Here is a 15527-nt window from a genome sequence, read left to right on the forward strand (position 1 = left end):
GGGAAGCAACAGCATCCGATGGAAAATCCATTGGGTGCTGTTGCTTTTTGCTGCTAGTTGTGGCCGTGGGCTAGCCGGCAATCTCTCTAAGCGCCACTAGGTGGGCCTTCCATGCCTTAAGGCCGGCGCTGGTGAGAGACAATTTTGTTTGGGGCTTCTTTCCCACAAAGCCCTTCTTGATCTTTACGTATCCCAATTCTTCCAAAGCAGATGCGTGCTTCGACAACGTGGAATCAGTGGTAGCTATGTAGTCGCGCAGATCTTTGAATACCATGTAATCCACGCCAGACAGCGCAGCTACGAGGGAAAAGCGTAAGGGGTTTCCGAATGCTGGGTCGAGATCCAAACGTGGGTGCGAGCTCATCGGACTGTCCGATTCGCAATAGCTTCCCAGATAGGACCCGCAACGGCCAGCAATAGGAACGCAGTTGACAGCGACATCGCCACATTGAGGGTCGGTTCCAAGATTGTCGTGAGTGTCCATGTGACAGTCCAAAGGACCATCATAATTCCCCAGCGTTTGCTGAAGCCGCGGCGAGCTGCAGGCTGAATCATGGCGAAGACACCAATCATGGCAATGAAAGCCACCACCCAGCTAAGGCTGAGGATCATGGGAATGAGGGAATTTGGTGCCCAATGCTTACCCATGATGAAAAAGGAACCGGCTGCGCAAATAGCGACGTAAGTGATCCACACTGGGTTAAAGCTGCTTGCGCGATGGGCGAGAGAATCGGCGAGATGAATTTGTTCGCGGGCTTGGTCTGGAGTGGTCATGGAATGAGCCTTTCCTGGTCGAAGTGTTATCTCAACTATAGAAACAACTTTCCAGAATGGCAAGTACTTTCCGTAGGATAATGATGGAAAGTCTTTAAGCTTGGTTGCTATGCGTAACTTCGTTGGCATCGACCTCGTTCACATTCCCGGCTTCTCGGAGCAGCTCGCTCGGCCGGGTTCCCACTTTGGCGAGGTGTTTCATCCAACTGAGCTGCGCCGTGCGCTGGGCAAACCGAGCCGAGAACAGCATCTAGCGGGCTGCTGGGCCGCCAAAGAGGCCTTTGTTAAGGCGTGGTCCCAGTCGATGTACGGTAGGCCGCCAGTGGCTGCAGAAACGATCTGGAGTCAGGTGGTGGTGCAGCAGGATCAGTGGGGGAGGGTCCGCCTGCAGCAATCGCTTGTCGACGCCACCGTAGAAATCTCCATTAGCCACGATGGTGACTACGCCACGGCGGTGTGCGTGCTGGGTATCGAGTGACCTAAACCGTGGCGACGGCGAAGAGATACGCCACCAGCATTCTCTTGATCTCCACTACGGTCGCTTCGAAGGAATACTCGTCCTCTGTAGATTCGCGCACTGCGAAGTTCAGCAACGAGGTCACGGTGTGGATCAGAATGCCGGCCAACCCTAGCCGCATTTGTAGGGGAGTCCCGGGGGCGAGCGGCTGCATGACTTCCGCGATGATCTCCAGCATCTGCTTTTCCGTGGCCGCAGCAGTGGCGCGGGTCGCCGGAGTGGATTGGATTGCGTGCCACACGGCCCGCCGTGACGGGTCCTCACGCCAGAGTTTAGCGAGGTGGTCAATGAATTCGTCGAGGAATTCTGGCCATTGCAGCGCGGGTACACGCTGAGAGAAATTGTTCAGTTCTTCCACAATTGCCGCGGTATCTTCTCGGTCAAGTTCACAGATAAGTACGTACTTATTGGCGAAGAACTGGTAGAGCGTGCCGATGGGTACCTCAGCGCGCTTTGCTACTTCATCGAAAGTGAAGGACTCAAAACCGACGTCGACAAGCACTGCGCGCGCGGAAGCCAGAATGCGGCAGAACTTCTCGCGACTGCGTTGTTGTGCCGGACGGCGCCGGGGTACGAGGATCTCCGACATGGTCCCTATGGGGTCACATCCAATTCGCGGAGCACGCGGGCGACGTGGCCGGTGGCGCGCACATTGTACAGAGCAAGTCCGATGGTCCCGTCAGCCTCCACAAGGAAAGTGGAGCGAATGACGCCTTCGACGATCTTGCCGTAGTTCTTCTTCTCCCCGAACGCGCCATAGGCCTTTAGGACTTCGCGATTCGGATCGGAAAGGAGCGGGAAGTTCAACCCATGATCCGCCCGAAACTTGGCCAGCGCTTCCGGCTTGTCTGGGGAAATACCCACGACTTGGATGCCGACATCATTCAGTGGTGCCAAGGAGTCGCGGAAATCGCAGGCTTCTTTGGTACAACCAGGCGTATTAGCGCGAGGGTAGAAAAATAGGACGACGCGGCTGCCAGCAAAGTCCTGCAGGGAGGTCGTGCCACCCTCGTCATTTGTGAGGCTGAATTCGGGGGCAGTGGTGCCAGGTTCGAGTCGAATCGCTTCAGTCATATGTCCTACTTTAGCGTGCAGTAGCAGAAAGTCCTGCTGTGTATGCGCGAAATCTGCACGTCGACTACCTTTGACGGTAGAGTCAAAACGATAAACCGCACAACAATGAACCAGGAGATTCCTCGTGGCACGCAACATTGATGACATCCAGCGCGATATTGAGCGCACCCGACGTCAGCTCGCTAGCACGCTCGACCAACTCGCCGATCGCAGCCGTCCGCAGGCGCTCGTAGGAGACGCAAAGCGTTCCGCTGCGGATAAGGTACAAGAACCAAAGGTACAGGCAGTCCTGGGTGGCGCAGCTGCTGTTGTTGTCTGCCTGATTGCCCTCTCTGTCGCGCGTTCTCGCCAGAAGAAGCGCGATCTCAAGGAGATCCAGCGGATGCTCGCTGAGCGCGCTTAGTTCACAGCACAGTCAAAATGCCCAGCCGTATTAGCTGGGCATTTTTGTTGTGCTGTCTAAGGAATAGGGGACTCTTGGCCACCTAGTTCGGTGCTAAACCAATTCGGCTCCGGCTTCGCTGAGCTCATCTAACGCCAGCTGACCGTAATCTGCGTTGATTTGGGCTACTAGGTCTGTGAGTATCCGGACGCGGAATTTACGTCGGATTGCGTCCATCGCGGTTTCGCGCACCACAAAGTCAGTGGCTATGCCCGCGATATCAAGGTGGCTTATTCCCTTTTCGCGTAAGTAGTCCTCCAGCAACACACCGTTGCAGCTACCTTCAAACCCGGAGTACACCGGCGTGTACTGGCCTTTAAGGAATTCCGCATCTGGGGGAAGTTCCTGAAATGCGAGCTCGAGAGCCGGGTGAAATTCTGCCCCGAGGGTGCCCGCTTTGCAGTGGACTGGCCAGGTATCCACGAAGTCGGGCTTCTTGGAAAAGTGTGGACCGGGGTCAATATGCCAATCTCGAGTGGCCAGCACGTAGTCATAACCGTGATCGGACATGACCAGGTCCGCAATCTTCTCACCGACTAGATTGCCTCCTTCTGCCGGCAAAGCCCCGCCGGGGCAGAAGTCATTTTGAGTATCAACGATGAGAAGCGCGTGCTTGTTTTCCACAGAGTTAATAATATTTAAATCCCTTCGGCTTCCCGGTTGACAGGCCATCGTTTAAACAGGAAATTAGTTTTGTGAGCTGCCGTCGACCACGGTGGCACCTTCGCGAGCGATATCGCTGAGGGCAGCGACGCCGGTAGTTTCGGCAACTGCCGCCACGTAGTCAGTGAGAATTCGCACTACATAGCCGTTGGCTACCGCGTCAAGGGCTGTCGCCCGCACACAATAATCGGTTGCTATACCCACAATATCTACATTGGTGATGGCGTGTTCGAGCAGATATTCGTTCAGACTGGTGCCGTGATCGGCGCCCTCGAAACCAGAATAGGCGGCTGCGTATTCGCCTTTCCGGAAAACAGCATCGAAGGGATAGCCTTGGAGCGCGGGATGGAAGTCGGCGCCATCCGATTGCGCAACGCAGTGCACGGGCCAAGAATTCACAAAATCCGGGGCATCGGAGAAGTGCTCCCCGGGGTCAATGTGCCAATCCTGCGTGGCGACGACAACAGCATAGTCATCCTGGTTGCTCAGCAGCGCTGCGATCTTCTTGGCTACGTTTCCACCTTCTTCGGTGGCAAGGGTCCCGCCGGGGCAAAAATCGTTTTGAACGTCAACCACTATTAATGCGCGGCTGACATTGCGCTGTTGTGGCGTTTTTGAATGGTTTGGACCGGTCATACTTCCTAAGTGTATTCACACAGGAAAGCTGTGGGGTAAAACAATACGTCCCCACAGCCAGTTACTAGGATTTCCTAGACTCCAATTCACGAGCTCGCCTCTGATACCAACTGCTGCGGAGCGGCGGTGATATCAAACACGTGCCCCGCTTCATCGTGATCAAGGGGCTCAAGAGTATCCAGCTGGGATTGCAATAGCTCGTCACTGCCGTGTACGTGAACAAACTTCACGTCCGGGGCGACGGCACGGATCTCGTCGCGATAGGAGCGCTTGAGCGCGCTACAACCGATGAGTCGCAGCCATCTTGTCGATGTTTGTTTGTGGGTGTAGATCGTCACCCAATGCGTTGGAACGAAATCGGGGGTAGGGGGGGGTAAAACAAAAATGCCCCAGCTAGTTTCAGTGAAAACCACTGTCTAGCTGGGGCTTTATTGTGCGCCATCAGGGACTTGAACCCCGAACCCACTGATTAAGAGTCAGTTGCTCTGCCAATTGAGCTAATGGCGCATGTTGATCGGGCTGGAACTAATGTTCTGGCCTCGTTGGCAACGAAGAAAAATATAACAGCTTCTAACGGTGCAAGTAAAATCGGCAGGTCAGAACGTGTTTTGGTGTTTGTGGTTACCCTAGCACGGGTTGATGTAGTTAAAAGGGTGTTTTGGGTAAGGTTTTCCTTTGTCGACGGTATAGATTCAATGACTGGAAAAGTATTGTGCTGAGGCGCGGAGGATAAATGGGAAAGTCCATCGCTGCTCTTGTAGTGGCCCTTGGTTTAGTGGTGTCGCTTGCTGGCTGCACAATTGATCGTGGTGCGGATTCGTCAAGTGCTGGTGAAACGGCGCAGGGAGATGGTACTGCGGCCGTCGAGAAGCTGGCACCTGCGGTGTCTGTCGCGGATGGCGCTGAGAACGTGAGCCCTGCGGAGCCCATCTTGGTGAAAGCGCTAGAAGATGAGCTGGAAGAAGTCACGATGACTAATGAATCCGGCAAGGTGGTAGAAGGTAAACTCTCCGCAGATAAGAAAACCTGGGAAACCACTGAAGTTCTCGGCTACTACCGGACTTATACGGTAACCGCCACGGGATCTAACGGGACGGAAACCACTTCGACGTTCTCCACTATGAACCCGGCGGGAACGGCGTTTGTGTCGTTGTCCCCGCTGGAGGACTCCAATGTTGGTGTCGGTCAGACCATCGGCATGCGCTTCTCGACGCCCATTGTGGACCGTCGCGCCGCGCAAGAGGCGATTACTATCACCACTGAGCCCAAGGTCGAGGGCGCGTTCTATTGGCTCAATGACTATGAGGTGCGTTGGCGTCCCGCCGAGTTCTGGCCTGAGGGCACAAAGGTGAAGGTTGATGTCAAAATCTACGGTGTGGACCTCGGTGGCGGTGTTTATGGCAGTGAAGATAACGCCACTAGTTTCAACATCGCCGCTGGTTACAAGGCTGTTGTTGATGACAACACCAAGACTATGACCATTTATGATGGCGCAAACGTAGTCAAATCAATCCCGGTTTCACTTGGATCGAGCCAATGGCCGACACCGAATGGCACTTACATCATCGGAGATTCGCACCAATCGATGGTCATGGATTCCACCACCTATGGCTTGGCTCTTGACGCTGGCGGCTACAAGACCACAGTGCAATACGCCACACAGATGAGCTATTCGGGCATTTTCGTGCACGCCGCCCCATGGTCGGTTTGGGCGCAGGGGAGTCAGAATACCTCGCATGGCTGCGTAAACGTCTCCACCGAAAATGCTGCTTGGTTCCAGCAGAACTTCAAGCGTGGCGACGTCGTCGTTGTGCAGAACACCCTAGGCGGCACCCTGTCGGGCTATGACGGCCTTGGAGACTGGAACATCCCATGGGGAGAATGGAAAGCCGGTAACGCTTAAACCTGCTGGGCCTCCGTAATGGAGGCCTTTTCCTTTTCGTACTCGTTTATGACTAGCTGGGCAGCTTCCTTCACCTCGGGGTGGAATCCTGCCGAGACATGGCTACGGGCTGATTCAACAGCGCCGTCTAGATTCGCTGAAACAAGCCCGAGGAAAGCATCGTCTGCAGCTTTACCCTCCAAAGAATTGAGGCTCTCCACCTGCTCGGCGGTCGGAATTCCTGCCGGATGTGCAGGGAAGACCGTTTGTGGATTATCAATGCCCCACGTTGTCAAAAGCTCGTTTTGCGGCTGAATTAGGTTCGACTGCTGAGCCTTAACTCGTTGCGCAATGGCCTTCCCTTTCTCGGAAGTTCCGCCGCGCGCCAGGTAGATTTCCGCGGCCTGTGCCATACGCTCTGCTCGGATGCTTGACTCAGCGACGTACTCCACGTCCGCGTTGTTGTAGTCCGTTTCGCGGGGGATGCCATCAACCGGGGTTGCGCTACGAGGCTCGTCGCTTTGAGTTGACGGGGTATCTGAACTCGTTTCGGCGACGGAGGTCTCCGGAGAAGCTGAAGAAGTGCTCGGAAGGCTTTCGCCAGGGGCAAGGGAAGTGATTGGCTTAGCGCCTGTGGATCCAGTGCTTTCCGGTGATCCGCCACAGCCACTAAGGGTGCCGGCGGAGGCGAGGCTCAATGCCGACACTAGGAGTGCAGTTGATCTTTTGTTCATCTGAAGTAACCCTGATCCCTTCCGTCGGTATACGTCTACGGTCGAACTTACCGAAGGCATCTACTGCGGACGACGGCTCCAATTAGATAGCAGGAAACAGTCAGTGTGTTGCCCGGCTTTTCTTAAACTAAAGGTGCGGGATTCGGTGGCGCTTCGGTGAGAGTCTTGGAATAACGCTCAGTTGTGCGTACCAACTACGATCGACCCACGCCGGAATCAACGCAAAAAACTAACCCCCTGAACCGCATTTCTGCAGATCAGGGGGCATTTCTTTGGGGTGGCTGACGGGACTCGAACCCGCGACACCCAGGATCACAACCTGGTGCTCTACCAGCTGAACTACAGCCACCATCGCTGCAATTAAGCAGCGGAATTCATATTAACGCACTGCTAACAATTTACAAAAACCGCTGGTAGGCAGCTACTGATTCTTCGGCGCAGGAGGTAGCTTCCTCCGAGCTAGGGCCAGGGCTCGCGGTGAAGATGCTGCGACGGTAGTAGTCCAATTCCCGAATCGATTCCACGATGTCCGCCAGTGCGCGGTGCGCCATCCCTTTGTCAGGTTGCGCGAAGTAGACCCGTGGATACCAGCGGCGAGCAAGCTCCTTGACGGAGGAAACATCCACCATGCGGTAATGCAGGGCTTCGTCAAGACGCGGCATGTATGCGCGGATGAAGGTGCGGTCAGTGGCGATTGAATTGCCGGCCAGTGGGGCGGGATGCGCCGGATCGCAATGTTCCGCAATAAGCGCGAGTACTGCATCTTCAGCATCGGCAAGGCTCAAACTCGAAGCCTGGATTTCTGGCAGCAGGCCGTTGTCGGTATGCATGCCCCGAACGTAGTCATCCATTTCGGCTAGTTCGGCTTCGGTGGCGTGGACAACAAGGTCAACGCCGGAACCCAGAATGTTCAAGTTGGCGTCGGTGACTAGGGCAGCAATCTCCACGATCACGTGGCGCTGTGGATCCAGTCCCGTCATCTCCAGGTCCACCCACACCAGGCGGTCGTTCTTGAAAGGTACTTCTTCGTGCACTTTGGTTTAGCCCATCTTCTTGTAGATTCCGCCGATGATCGGCGCGATAACCCGCGTTGGGGCGATATTAGTGACCACTTCCATGAGCTTGGCGAGCGGTCCCGGCACCACGCGTCGTTTGCCGGCAGCCATGGCTTCGAGTGTTTCGCGGGAGCAGGATTCGTAGGTGGTCCAGGCAGCGTCGGGAACAACTCGATCAACAATCGATTTCTGATCTTCCGGTACTACTGCCTCCCGGACTGGCCCTGGTGCCAACAAGGTGCAGGTCACTCCGGAGCCGCGCAGCTCATAGTGCAGCGCCTCCGTGAACTTGTTCAGCCCAGACTTGGTGAAGATATACGTGGCGTTGTTGGGGATCACCATGTCTCCGGCCAGTGAGCCAACGTTGCAGATTGCGCCTTCGTTTCGCTCGAGCATGCCAGGCAGCACTGCGCGGGTGAGTTCGAAGCATGCGGTGGCGTTGAGGTGGAACTGGGTGAGCTCGTAGTTCCAGTCCTGCTTCATGAACGGGCCGAAGGAGGCGATGCCGGCGGAGTTGATCAGAATTGAGATGTGCCGGTTGTCGATGGCGTCGATAAAAGCGCGGCGGGCGTCGTGCTCAGCGAGGTCGCACGCGTACACCTCGGCGGTGATACCGTAGGTGCGCTGGAGCTCGTCGGCAAATTCCTGCAGCACGTCCTCACGGCGTGCGACCAGGATCAGGTTGTGGCCCATGGTGGCGAGGTCGCGTGCCATCGCCATGCCGATTCCTTGGCTTGCGCCGGTGACTACCGCACGGGCATCTGGGCTGGGGAGGGGAAGTGCCATGGTTCTCCTTATGGTTGACGGTTGGTCTTCATCTTACGGTGTTGCCTGCCGGGTGCTTATCGACGTCAATAGCCGCCTGCCGCCACCTAATTTCCTTGCTGGTGTAGAAGATCTGATAGCCAAGGCGCTAGGGTAAATAAAGATTCTTGCTCAACACACCATCCGAAGGCCTAACTTCCTATGACTTCCAGCTTCGCAAAAGTGCTTGTCTCCGCCACCATCATCGGTACCTCGGCGATACTAGCCCCGGCAGCGGGCGCACAAGTGGTCGGGAGTTCACAGCTGCCTCCGCTGCCAGTGATTCAGCTCCCACCTCTGAATATCCCTGGATTGCCGTGGGTGGCTGCACCGGCCCCAGCAGCCGGGAACAGCATTGTGGATACCCTGTTGGCGCAGATGAATGGCGAGCGCATTGGGCGTGGCCTGCAGCCGGTCCAGTTTGACTTCGGGCTCGCAGATAGCGCTTATGTGCACGCACAAGGCCAAGTGGCTAACCACACGCTGGATCACCAAGTTGGCGATTACTACGAGATCCTCGCGCGAGTTCCCAACCTCGGCATGGCCGTTCCGATGTGGATTGAATCCCCATCGCACCGTGACATCATGCTCAACGGCGACCTTTCTCGCGTGGGCATTGCTGCTGAGTATGACCATGCGTTGGGCAAGTGGGTTATCGTCGCGCGGTTCCTGTAGTAATTCACTCCTGCAATCATGACGCTGTGATGCTAGTCTCACGGTCATGATTCCGGAGATTAGGCGTGTTGGACAGCGATCAACCCTCACGGCGCAGGCAAAGCAAGAAGCCTTCGGTGACTTCCTGGTAGCGCACTTGGGCGAAAACTACACCTGGGCATACGACGCTGGCACTTTGAGATTCGAATCCGATCGCGGTGTCATCCAGTGCGATACCTTCCCCGTGGCATCTGTAGCCGTAGAACCCGCCACCCTGTTGTGGCGTTGGCAGCCACTCGGAGACGATCCAGGTTTCAACCCCACCGCAGCTCACGGGTTCCGTTCCTTCGGCGAAGAACATGGCCTGAGCAGCTTCACCACGGAACAAGTGCCCTATGACGTCGGAGCCGAGCAAGTCTCCACCATCGTCCGCGTCTGCCACGACGTGATTGCCGCAGGTTATGAAATCTTCGGGTTAGGGGCGACCTTCTACTCCGCGCCATTCAATAAAGCCGGATCCCGACTGGTGCTGGCCTTAGAGAACTTTCGCGACGCCAACGGCCCACTCACCGTGCCGGTGCCGGAACTGAACGATGTGCTTCCGAAACTGGCGCGACTAGTTGCCGAAGTAGACGATGAAGAATGGTCCCTTGCTGGACTGGTACAACATTTCCCGATCGAAGACTGCGTCATTGAACGCTTCATTCCCGAACGTCGCACCGTTGCCACTTTCAAACGCCGAGAGGGTGGGGAATTGGTAGTCACCGTAGAGCGGGACCAACACGGGTTTGTCAGCTATACCAGGGTTACGGGCTAAAAGACTCCTGAACTGGGAAAATGAAAAGTCCCCCCTGCAGGATTCGAACCTGCGACCTTACGGGTAGAAGCCGTAACTAAACCTGCAGGTCACGGGGGAATCTGCAGGTTAAGAGGTGCGTGCCCACTCACCTAAAATTGCAGGTGGTAACGCCGATTTTCCGGCAATTGTGGGCACGAAATGGGCACGCTCTACTCAGATTCCGAACTGTTTCTTAAATCTCGAAGGGATTCGATTTCTCGCTGGAGATCTGTGTAAAAGGCCTTACTAAAGTCACCTGTGAACGAACCATGGCCGGTTTCAACCAGCGGTCTGAGTAGCATAATATCGCATCCATCTTTCAAACAGATTTCGGCTAGTTCACTCATACGAAGTTTGAAAGATGTTACACCTCCTGGCGGCAATTCAACTGGCCATCTGCCTTCAAGTAGTCGTTCTTGGAAGAAAACAATGTCTTTTTCTCCAGCGCGCAGCCTTAAGTAGTTCACTACAGTCGCCAATCTGCCAGAGTTCTTCACGTCGATGCTAAACAAGCGAAACGTCCCCAACGGGCCGTATGAAAACCCTTGAACTCCGCTGACTTCGACTCGTGGACCGGAATTTTTCCAAGCGACGACCTGCCAGATCAAGGCTCCTAGCGAAATCAGTAGCGCTAAGCAAGCAATCATCGTTGTAATTATTTGCGGAGCGGACCAGACACTGGATCCGATACTTGTGACCTCGACTTGTATCGGAGTCGTCGAAGTTGAAGGAGATTGGGCGAAAGTGTGCCAAAAGCTGCTCATCATCAAAGCGTATCCAGTTTCAAGGATTTTGGATATTCCCACATAATGTATGCGGCAAAAACTGGTCTGATGTTTATGAGGAAGGCCTGTAAAATAGTTGGATCGATCCGTTCACTACCAGTGAAAGATAGCGTGAGAAGCTCCTGTGCAGCTTGACATACAATTATATGTATGAGCAATCTTGGCTGGTATCAGATAATCATTGAACTTTCAAAGAAAGTCGGTGGACCAAGAAATCTGCTGACAATCGTCGGTGGCACTGGTGCTGCCGTCGGTGTTGTGGGGACCAAAACGTGGGACTGGATAAGAAAACAGATGAAAGACTCTGAAGGCCAGCCAATATACGAAGTTCTCGAGACTTTTGAAGTTGATGAAAAAGAATTTGAGATTGGGCGATCTTTCAGAGTCCTCGATATTCCTGGGGATTTGCAATATATTGCCTTCGTTGACGGAAAGGACACAGAGATCATTGCCGTTTCGAGATCAATACTGAGGAACTCTACCACCTGGTCGTAAGCCTAAAACTGGGGCAACGATCGGTGGTTTTTCTTCTCGCTCTCAGCGCTCTCGGCGATATTTGTAATTTCAGTTTCGAACTAACAAAGCTACTTTTAGGGAAAACTCAAGACACAGCTTGCCGTGCTGATTCGATAGTGGTGGTGTGAAAGACGTCGCAATTGGGATTATGACTCTATTCGGTGGCTTTCCACGAGCCAATACGGATTCTACCGACGATTCGACCGCATCGTTTATCGTGATGAACAGTTGTTTTGATTAGATTATTTAGTTTGAATCAAGATCGAGGGTCAAATGCACGTGCGAAAGAAGCCTCTAAACTGAAGTTGCCCTGCGCGATTGTGACCCGCGGAGTGACAGGTCTTCACTCAAATTTTGGGATCAATCCCAGTAAATTCTAGCGTGGCCTGCCGAGTATTAGCACTTTTGCTAATGGGACTGGATAAGGTGTGTTCATGGCGTTTTTGGATTCGTATCAAGTCAAATATGCCCTTATCAAGTCTGTATTTTGGAGCAGATCGGATCTTTCAGGCTATAGCTGGTCGATCTGCGGCGTGCTTACCTAACAAAGGAATGAAAGAATGGACATTTCGGCAGTAGATTCTCTAGCGGGTAAATACTCAGAACAAGCAAAATCAGCAACATCCCTCAGCATTGCTGCTGAACCCGAAGCTCAGCTCACCGTCCCACTGTCAAATTTCTTATGTGATTTCACCGAACTTGTGGGACTAGGTAGTTTAGGTTTGATTCGAGAAGCGCAACTCGATGGGGTTCGTCCAGATTTTGCAGCGACCATCAACAATCGACAGTGTGGCTGGGTGGAGTTGAAAGCACCCGGGCATACACTCGTCGGGGAAAAATGGCGAGGGCGAGAGAAAGACCAATGGGAACTACTCTCTCAACTCGATTCTCTCATCGTCACTAATGGTGAAGCCGCCGTACTTTATATCAACGGTGTCCAAATTGATGAATGCGACTTGCCGTTTGACGGGGCAGACGAGTGGTCTCCGCAAGCCTTAAAGGACCTACTTGAAAAATTCTTCCTTGCCACACCGACTCCCATCAAGCGGGTCAGCCAACTTGCAGAGCGTTTGGCTCCTCTGGCTCGTTTCTTGCGTATAAGACTCGAAGAGGGGATCGCAAACAATCTCGCCGCGGTGATACAAGGGCAGGAGGCTTGGAACGCAACAGTACATGAAACTACGTCTGAGAATCAGTTCGCTAGTGATGTGGCACAGGTTATCGCCTATTCTATGGCGATCGCGGGTTTGTCAGGACAAGCAGATTTGAATAAGGACGGTGTCATTACACTTCAGGAAGCGAAAGATGCTCTGGCCCTTTCGCACAAGAACGTCTTGGCCGCGGCGCTCGGTCCCATCATCGGTATTCCGGAATTGATGGCCTATATTGCCCCAGAGTTAGGAGCGATTGTCCGACTAATTTCCAGCATGGATATCCAGGCAATTCAAACTTCGAAAGACTCTCGAGGTGAGCCATGGCTATGGTTTTACGAGGACTTCCTTGCAAAATACGATCCGTCTGCTCGTGAGCAGGCAGGAGTTTATTACACCCCTACGAATGTCGTGGAATGTCAAGTGAGATTGGTTCACGACGTGCTCACCCGCAGATTTCAGCAGACTCTTGGATTTGGATCAAAATCTGTGGTGACGCTAGATCCTGCAGCTGGTTCAGGTACTTATCCGCTTGCAGTAATCGCCCAGGCGGTGGAGACAGCGCATACTGAACGCGGTCCCGGAGGTGTCCAGCAAGTCGCGAAAAACTTAACCAAAAACCTGCTTGCGTTTGAGCTTCTCCCAGGGCCTTATTCAGTCGCTCACCTGCGCATCGGTCAGCGATTAGCGCAGGCCAAGGACCAACTCGTAAACCTCAATGAACTCGGAGTGTATTTGACAGATACCCTTTCAGATCCCGTTGTGCAAAATAAGTTTGGTTTGTTCGGAGACGCCAAAGTACTTGCAGAGGCCGCAGAAGCAGCCCGAAAAATTAAAGCAGATCAACGAATCACAGTTGCAATAGGTAATCCACCCTATGACCGAGTCAACGCAGAGAGCGGGGGTTGGGTGACATCAGGAAGCGACACGGAGCAGCCACTGTTCGACGATGTCATTAAGCCAGCACAAGATACAGGAGTTATTTTTGCTGCCCAAGCTTCCTTGTACAACCTTTACGTGTACTTCTGGCGCTGGGCAATTTGGAAAGCTTTCCAACAAGCACCCGAGGATCAAGCAGTTATTTCGTTCATCACTGCGTCATCATGGTTGGACGGTCCAGCGTTCGTCGGACTTCGAAAGCTGGCTGTAGACACAGCGAATGACATCTGGATAATCGACTTGGGGGGTGAGGGGCGTGGTGCACGAAAAGAAGAGAATGTTTTTGACATCCAATCGCCAGTTGCAATTGTGACGCTTGTGAAGTCAGGAAAAGCAACTCGCGCAGCGAAAATCTATTACCGACGAATTCGTGGAAGTCGTGCCGACAAATTCGCTGCTCTAGACAGGATAAACAAACTGGATCCTGATGAGGGATGGGCTGTCATCGAAGCTGCCGACGGAGAGTCATTCATTCCAAAAACCGAGGATCCAAACTGGCCCAAGTATGCATTATTGGCTGATATTTTTCCTTGGCAACAGCCTGGCATCAAGTACAACCGAGCCTGGCCTGTCGCCCCATCTGCGAGTGTTCTTAAATTGCGGTGGAGGGAATTGCTTGCTACTGAAGACGTCGATGAGCGTGCAAAGAAGTTCGTAACTTCAGCTTCTGGCAGAAACATTGATACCAAAGTCGGAAACCTTGAAAGGCTTTCAGAGCTTCCGGTTGATGCTGTGCATCAACCTATAGTGCGTATGGGTTGGCGATCTTTTGACCAGCAGTGGACCTTTGATGATCCCCGGTTAGCGAAAACAGATAGCCCTGCATTATGGCAATCATTGTCAAAGCGACAACTATTCATGGTTTCTCCTTGGAGTGCACGAATCTCAAAGGGGCCAGCAGCTACTGTTTCAGTCGGAGTTCCGGACCTGCACTACTTCTGCAATCGTGGCGGAAAAGATGTCATTCCGCTTTATCGAGACCAGGAGTGTAAATCTCCAAATGTAACGATGGGGCTACTCGAACGGTTACAAGATGAGTATGGTTTTGTAGTCAGCCCAGAAGACATGATGGCCTACTGTTACGCAATCATTGCACATGATGGTTATTCGAGTAATTTCTATGAGCCACTAGAGAATTCACCAGTACGAGTACCGATCACCGCTGATGCTGCACTTTTCAAATCCACCGTTTCAGTTGGAGAGAAGCTCTTGTGGCTCCAGACATTTGGTGAGCGGTTTGTTTCTGCTGAACGGCCGCAAGGTGCAATTCCAAAGGTCGATGGATTGCATTGGGTCCGGCCTGTTACGGAAATTCCCCTTTCTACTAAAGACATCCGATTCGACGAAGAAACAAATCAGCTGCATATCGGTAGTGGGTTGATTTCCAATGTTTCGTCAGAAGTGTGGAACTTCGAAGTTTCTGGCCTTCGAGTTTTGGACAAGTGGCTCGGAGCGCGGACTAAGAAGGGCATCGGTCGTGCATCGGGGAAGAATGCAACTCCTCTGGATCTCATACGTCCGACTGAATGGGAAGATGAGTGGAACGATGAGCTGTTGGATTTGCTGCGGATGCTTACAAAGTCTCTAGAACTAGCTTCGAAACAGGCGGACCTTCTGCTTTCTATAGTGGAAGGAGAATTGCTAGAAGCAAGTTCTCTGCCGCAACCATCAATCCATGAGCGAACAGTGCCGAAAACAATTAAGCGGGAAACCAGCCAAACCATGATGGACCTGTAACAGCAACTGTTTTCACTAGGCCGTTTAAAGTTTGTTCCTCTATTTTGCCAGAGCGCACAATGAATTTCGGTTCCTGTTTGGCTGAGGGCGAGGCGCTGAGCCTGCTTCATGGATGCTTCGCAAATTTTGGCAGTAGCAAATCCAAGTCGCCGGCTCAACGCCCTTGACTTCCCATTTAACAGATTGGTGCTGTTCAAGTCGCTTACCTCAAGCCGAAGAGCGGAGAGCAAGGGAATCTTTGATTCCCGCGCTAGGTCCATTCGGTCGTCATCTATTTTGACCAATAGAGTTATTGCGTATACCGGAGTCACTAAGGGGGCGGGCTT

18 protein-coding genes, 3 tRNA genes and 1 pseudogene are annotated in these 15527 nt (G+C 53.3%); 8 read left to right on the forward strand and 14 right to left on the reverse strand.

Translation table 11 applies throughout. The features are described from left to right. Window positions 1–70: 70 nt before the first annotated feature. Together WG936_RS05865 and WG936_RS05870 are read right to left on the reverse strand one after the other, a co-directional pair. A complete protein-coding gene (locus WG936_RS05865; RefSeq protein ID WP_339564956.1) occupies window positions 71–364 on the reverse strand; it encodes a winged helix-turn-helix domain-containing protein in 294 nt (97 codons plus the stop codon). Beyond that, the gene (locus tag WG936_RS05870; protein ID WP_339572377.1) at window positions 361–774 is read right to left on the reverse strand and encodes a hypothetical protein; all 414 of its coding nucleotides are present in this window, start codon (window positions 772–774) and stop codon (window positions 361–363) included. The genes WG936_RS05865 and WG936_RS05870 overlap by 4 nt, the downstream gene beginning before the upstream one ends. Before the next feature lie 109 nt (window positions 775–883). On the opposite strand from WG936_RS05870, the gene acpS reads away from it, so the two are divergent. Then, complete coding sequence (gene acpS / locus WG936_RS05875) at window positions 884–1252, forward strand: holo-ACP synthase AcpS (RefSeq protein WP_339564954.1); 369 nt, start codon at window positions 884–886, stop codon at window positions 1250–1252. Window position 1253: 1 nt separating this feature from the next. Here acpS and WG936_RS05880 read toward each other — a convergent pair whose 3' ends face one another. Beyond that, on the reverse strand, window positions 1254–1880 hold the full coding sequence (locus WG936_RS05880; protein ID WP_339564953.1) for a TetR/AcrR family transcriptional regulator: 627 nt from the start codon (window positions 1878–1880) through the stop codon (window positions 1254–1256). A gap of 5 nt (window positions 1881–1885) precedes the next feature. Continuing rightward, the gene (bcp, locus tag WG936_RS05885) at window positions 1886–2365 is read right to left on the reverse strand and encodes a thioredoxin-dependent thiol peroxidase (protein ID WP_339572378.1); all 480 of its coding nucleotides are present in this window, start codon (window positions 2363–2365) and stop codon (window positions 1886–1888) included. A gap of 124 nt (window positions 2366–2489) precedes the next feature. Here bcp and WG936_RS05890 point away from each other — a divergent pair, with 124 nt between their 5' ends. Then, window positions 2490–2768 (forward strand): DUF3618 domain-containing protein, encoded by a 279-nt coding sequence (locus WG936_RS05890; protein ID WP_339564951.1) that lies wholly within the window; start codon window positions 2490–2492, stop codon window positions 2766–2768. A gap of 93 nt (window positions 2769–2861) precedes the next feature. Here the strand turns inward: WG936_RS05890 and WG936_RS05895 are convergent, their stop codons facing one another. From WG936_RS05895 to WG936_RS05910, 4 genes and pseudogenes are all read right to left on the reverse strand, one after another. Then, window positions 2862–3431 carry an isochorismatase family protein gene (locus WG936_RS05895; RefSeq protein WP_339564950.1) on the reverse strand — a complete coding sequence of 190 codons (570 nt, stop codon included), beginning with the start codon at window positions 3429–3431 and terminating at the stop codon, window positions 2862–2864. Window positions 3432–3494: 63 nt separating this feature from the next. After that, window positions 3495–4106 (reverse strand): isochorismatase family protein, encoded by a 612-nt coding sequence (locus tag WG936_RS05900; RefSeq protein ID WP_339572379.1) that lies wholly within the window; start codon window positions 4104–4106, stop codon window positions 3495–3497. Between the two features lie 86 nt (window positions 4107–4192). After that, window positions 4193–4499: pseudogene (locus tag WG936_RS05905) on the reverse strand (hypothetical protein). A 41-nt stretch (window positions 4500–4540) separates the two neighbouring features. Continuing rightward, window positions 4541–4613 (reverse strand) — tRNA-Lys (locus WG936_RS05910). Window positions 4614–4839: 226 nt separating this feature from the next. Between WG936_RS05910 and WG936_RS05915 the strand changes: the two genes are divergently transcribed. Next, window positions 4840–6009: a L,D-transpeptidase gene (locus WG936_RS05915; RefSeq protein WP_339572380.1), complete on the forward strand. Its 1170-nt coding sequence runs from the start codon at window positions 4840–4842 to the stop codon at window positions 6007–6009. Here WG936_RS05915 and WG936_RS05920 read toward each other — a convergent pair. From WG936_RS05920 to cmrA, 4 genes are all read right to left on the reverse strand, one after another. Then, entirely contained in the window at window positions 6006–6722 is a 717-nt protein-coding gene (locus WG936_RS05920) for a DUF305 domain-containing protein (protein ID WP_339564947.1), read from the reverse strand. The two genes, WG936_RS05915 and WG936_RS05920, sit on opposite strands and share 4 nt — an antisense overlap. Window positions 6723–6995: 273 nt before the next feature. Next, window positions 6996–7071 (reverse strand) — tRNA-His (locus tag WG936_RS05925). Window positions 7072–7120: 49 nt separating this feature from the next. Then, window positions 7121–7756 (reverse strand): oligoribonuclease, encoded by a 636-nt coding sequence (gene orn / locus WG936_RS05930; RefSeq protein ID WP_339572381.1) that lies wholly within the window; start codon window positions 7754–7756, stop codon window positions 7121–7123. A 6-nt stretch (window positions 7757–7762) separates the two neighbouring features. Next, the gene (cmrA, locus tag WG936_RS05935) at window positions 7763–8563 is read right to left on the reverse strand and encodes a mycolate reductase (protein WP_339572382.1); all 801 of its coding nucleotides are present in this window, start codon (window positions 8561–8563) and stop codon (window positions 7763–7765) included. Here cmrA and WG936_RS05940 point away from each other — a divergent pair. The 3 genes from WG936_RS05940 to WG936_RS05950 are packed head-to-tail and all read left to right on the forward strand — an operon-like array spanning window position 8562 to window position 10052. Beyond that, window positions 8562–8699 (forward strand): hypothetical protein, encoded by a 138-nt coding sequence (locus WG936_RS05940; RefSeq protein ID WP_339564944.1) that lies wholly within the window; start codon window positions 8562–8564, stop codon window positions 8697–8699. The two genes, cmrA and WG936_RS05940, sit on opposite strands and share 2 nt — an antisense overlap. Before the next feature lie 44 nt (window positions 8700–8743). After that, complete coding sequence (locus WG936_RS05945) at window positions 8744–9256, forward strand: CAP domain-containing protein (protein ID WP_339572383.1); 513 nt, start codon at window positions 8744–8746, stop codon at window positions 9254–9256. 46 nt (window positions 9257–9302) lie between these two features. Next, complete coding sequence (locus WG936_RS05950) at window positions 9303–10052, forward strand: DUF6882 domain-containing protein (RefSeq protein WP_339572384.1); 750 nt, start codon at window positions 9303–9305, stop codon at window positions 10050–10052. Window positions 10053–10080: 28 nt separating this feature from the next. Here the strand turns inward: WG936_RS05950 and WG936_RS05955 are convergent. Then, a tRNA-Arg gene (locus WG936_RS05955) sits at window positions 10081–10151 on the reverse strand. 92 nt (window positions 10152–10243) lie between these two features. Further along, a complete protein-coding gene (locus WG936_RS05960) occupies window positions 10244–10681 on the reverse strand; it encodes a hypothetical protein (RefSeq protein ID WP_339572385.1) in 438 nt (145 codons plus the stop codon). Window positions 10682–11008: 327 nt separating this feature from the next. Between WG936_RS05960 and WG936_RS05965 the strand changes: the two genes are divergently transcribed. Then, window positions 11009–11353: a hypothetical protein gene (locus WG936_RS05965; protein ID WP_339572386.1), complete on the forward strand. Its 345-nt coding sequence runs from the start codon at window positions 11009–11011 to the stop codon at window positions 11351–11353. Window positions 11354–11934: 581 nt separating this feature from the next. After that, on the forward strand, window positions 11935–15201 hold the full coding sequence (locus WG936_RS05970; RefSeq protein WP_339572387.1) for a type ISP restriction/modification enzyme: 3267 nt from the start codon (window positions 11935–11937) through the stop codon (window positions 15199–15201). The last annotated feature ends 326 nt before the right edge of the window (window positions 15202–15527 follow it).

Origin of the sequence: Corynebacterium sp. H127 (assembly GCF_037482665.1) — a bacterium.
Taxonomy (GTDB): domain Bacteria; phylum Actinomycetota; class Actinomycetes; order Mycobacteriales; family Mycobacteriaceae; genus Corynebacterium.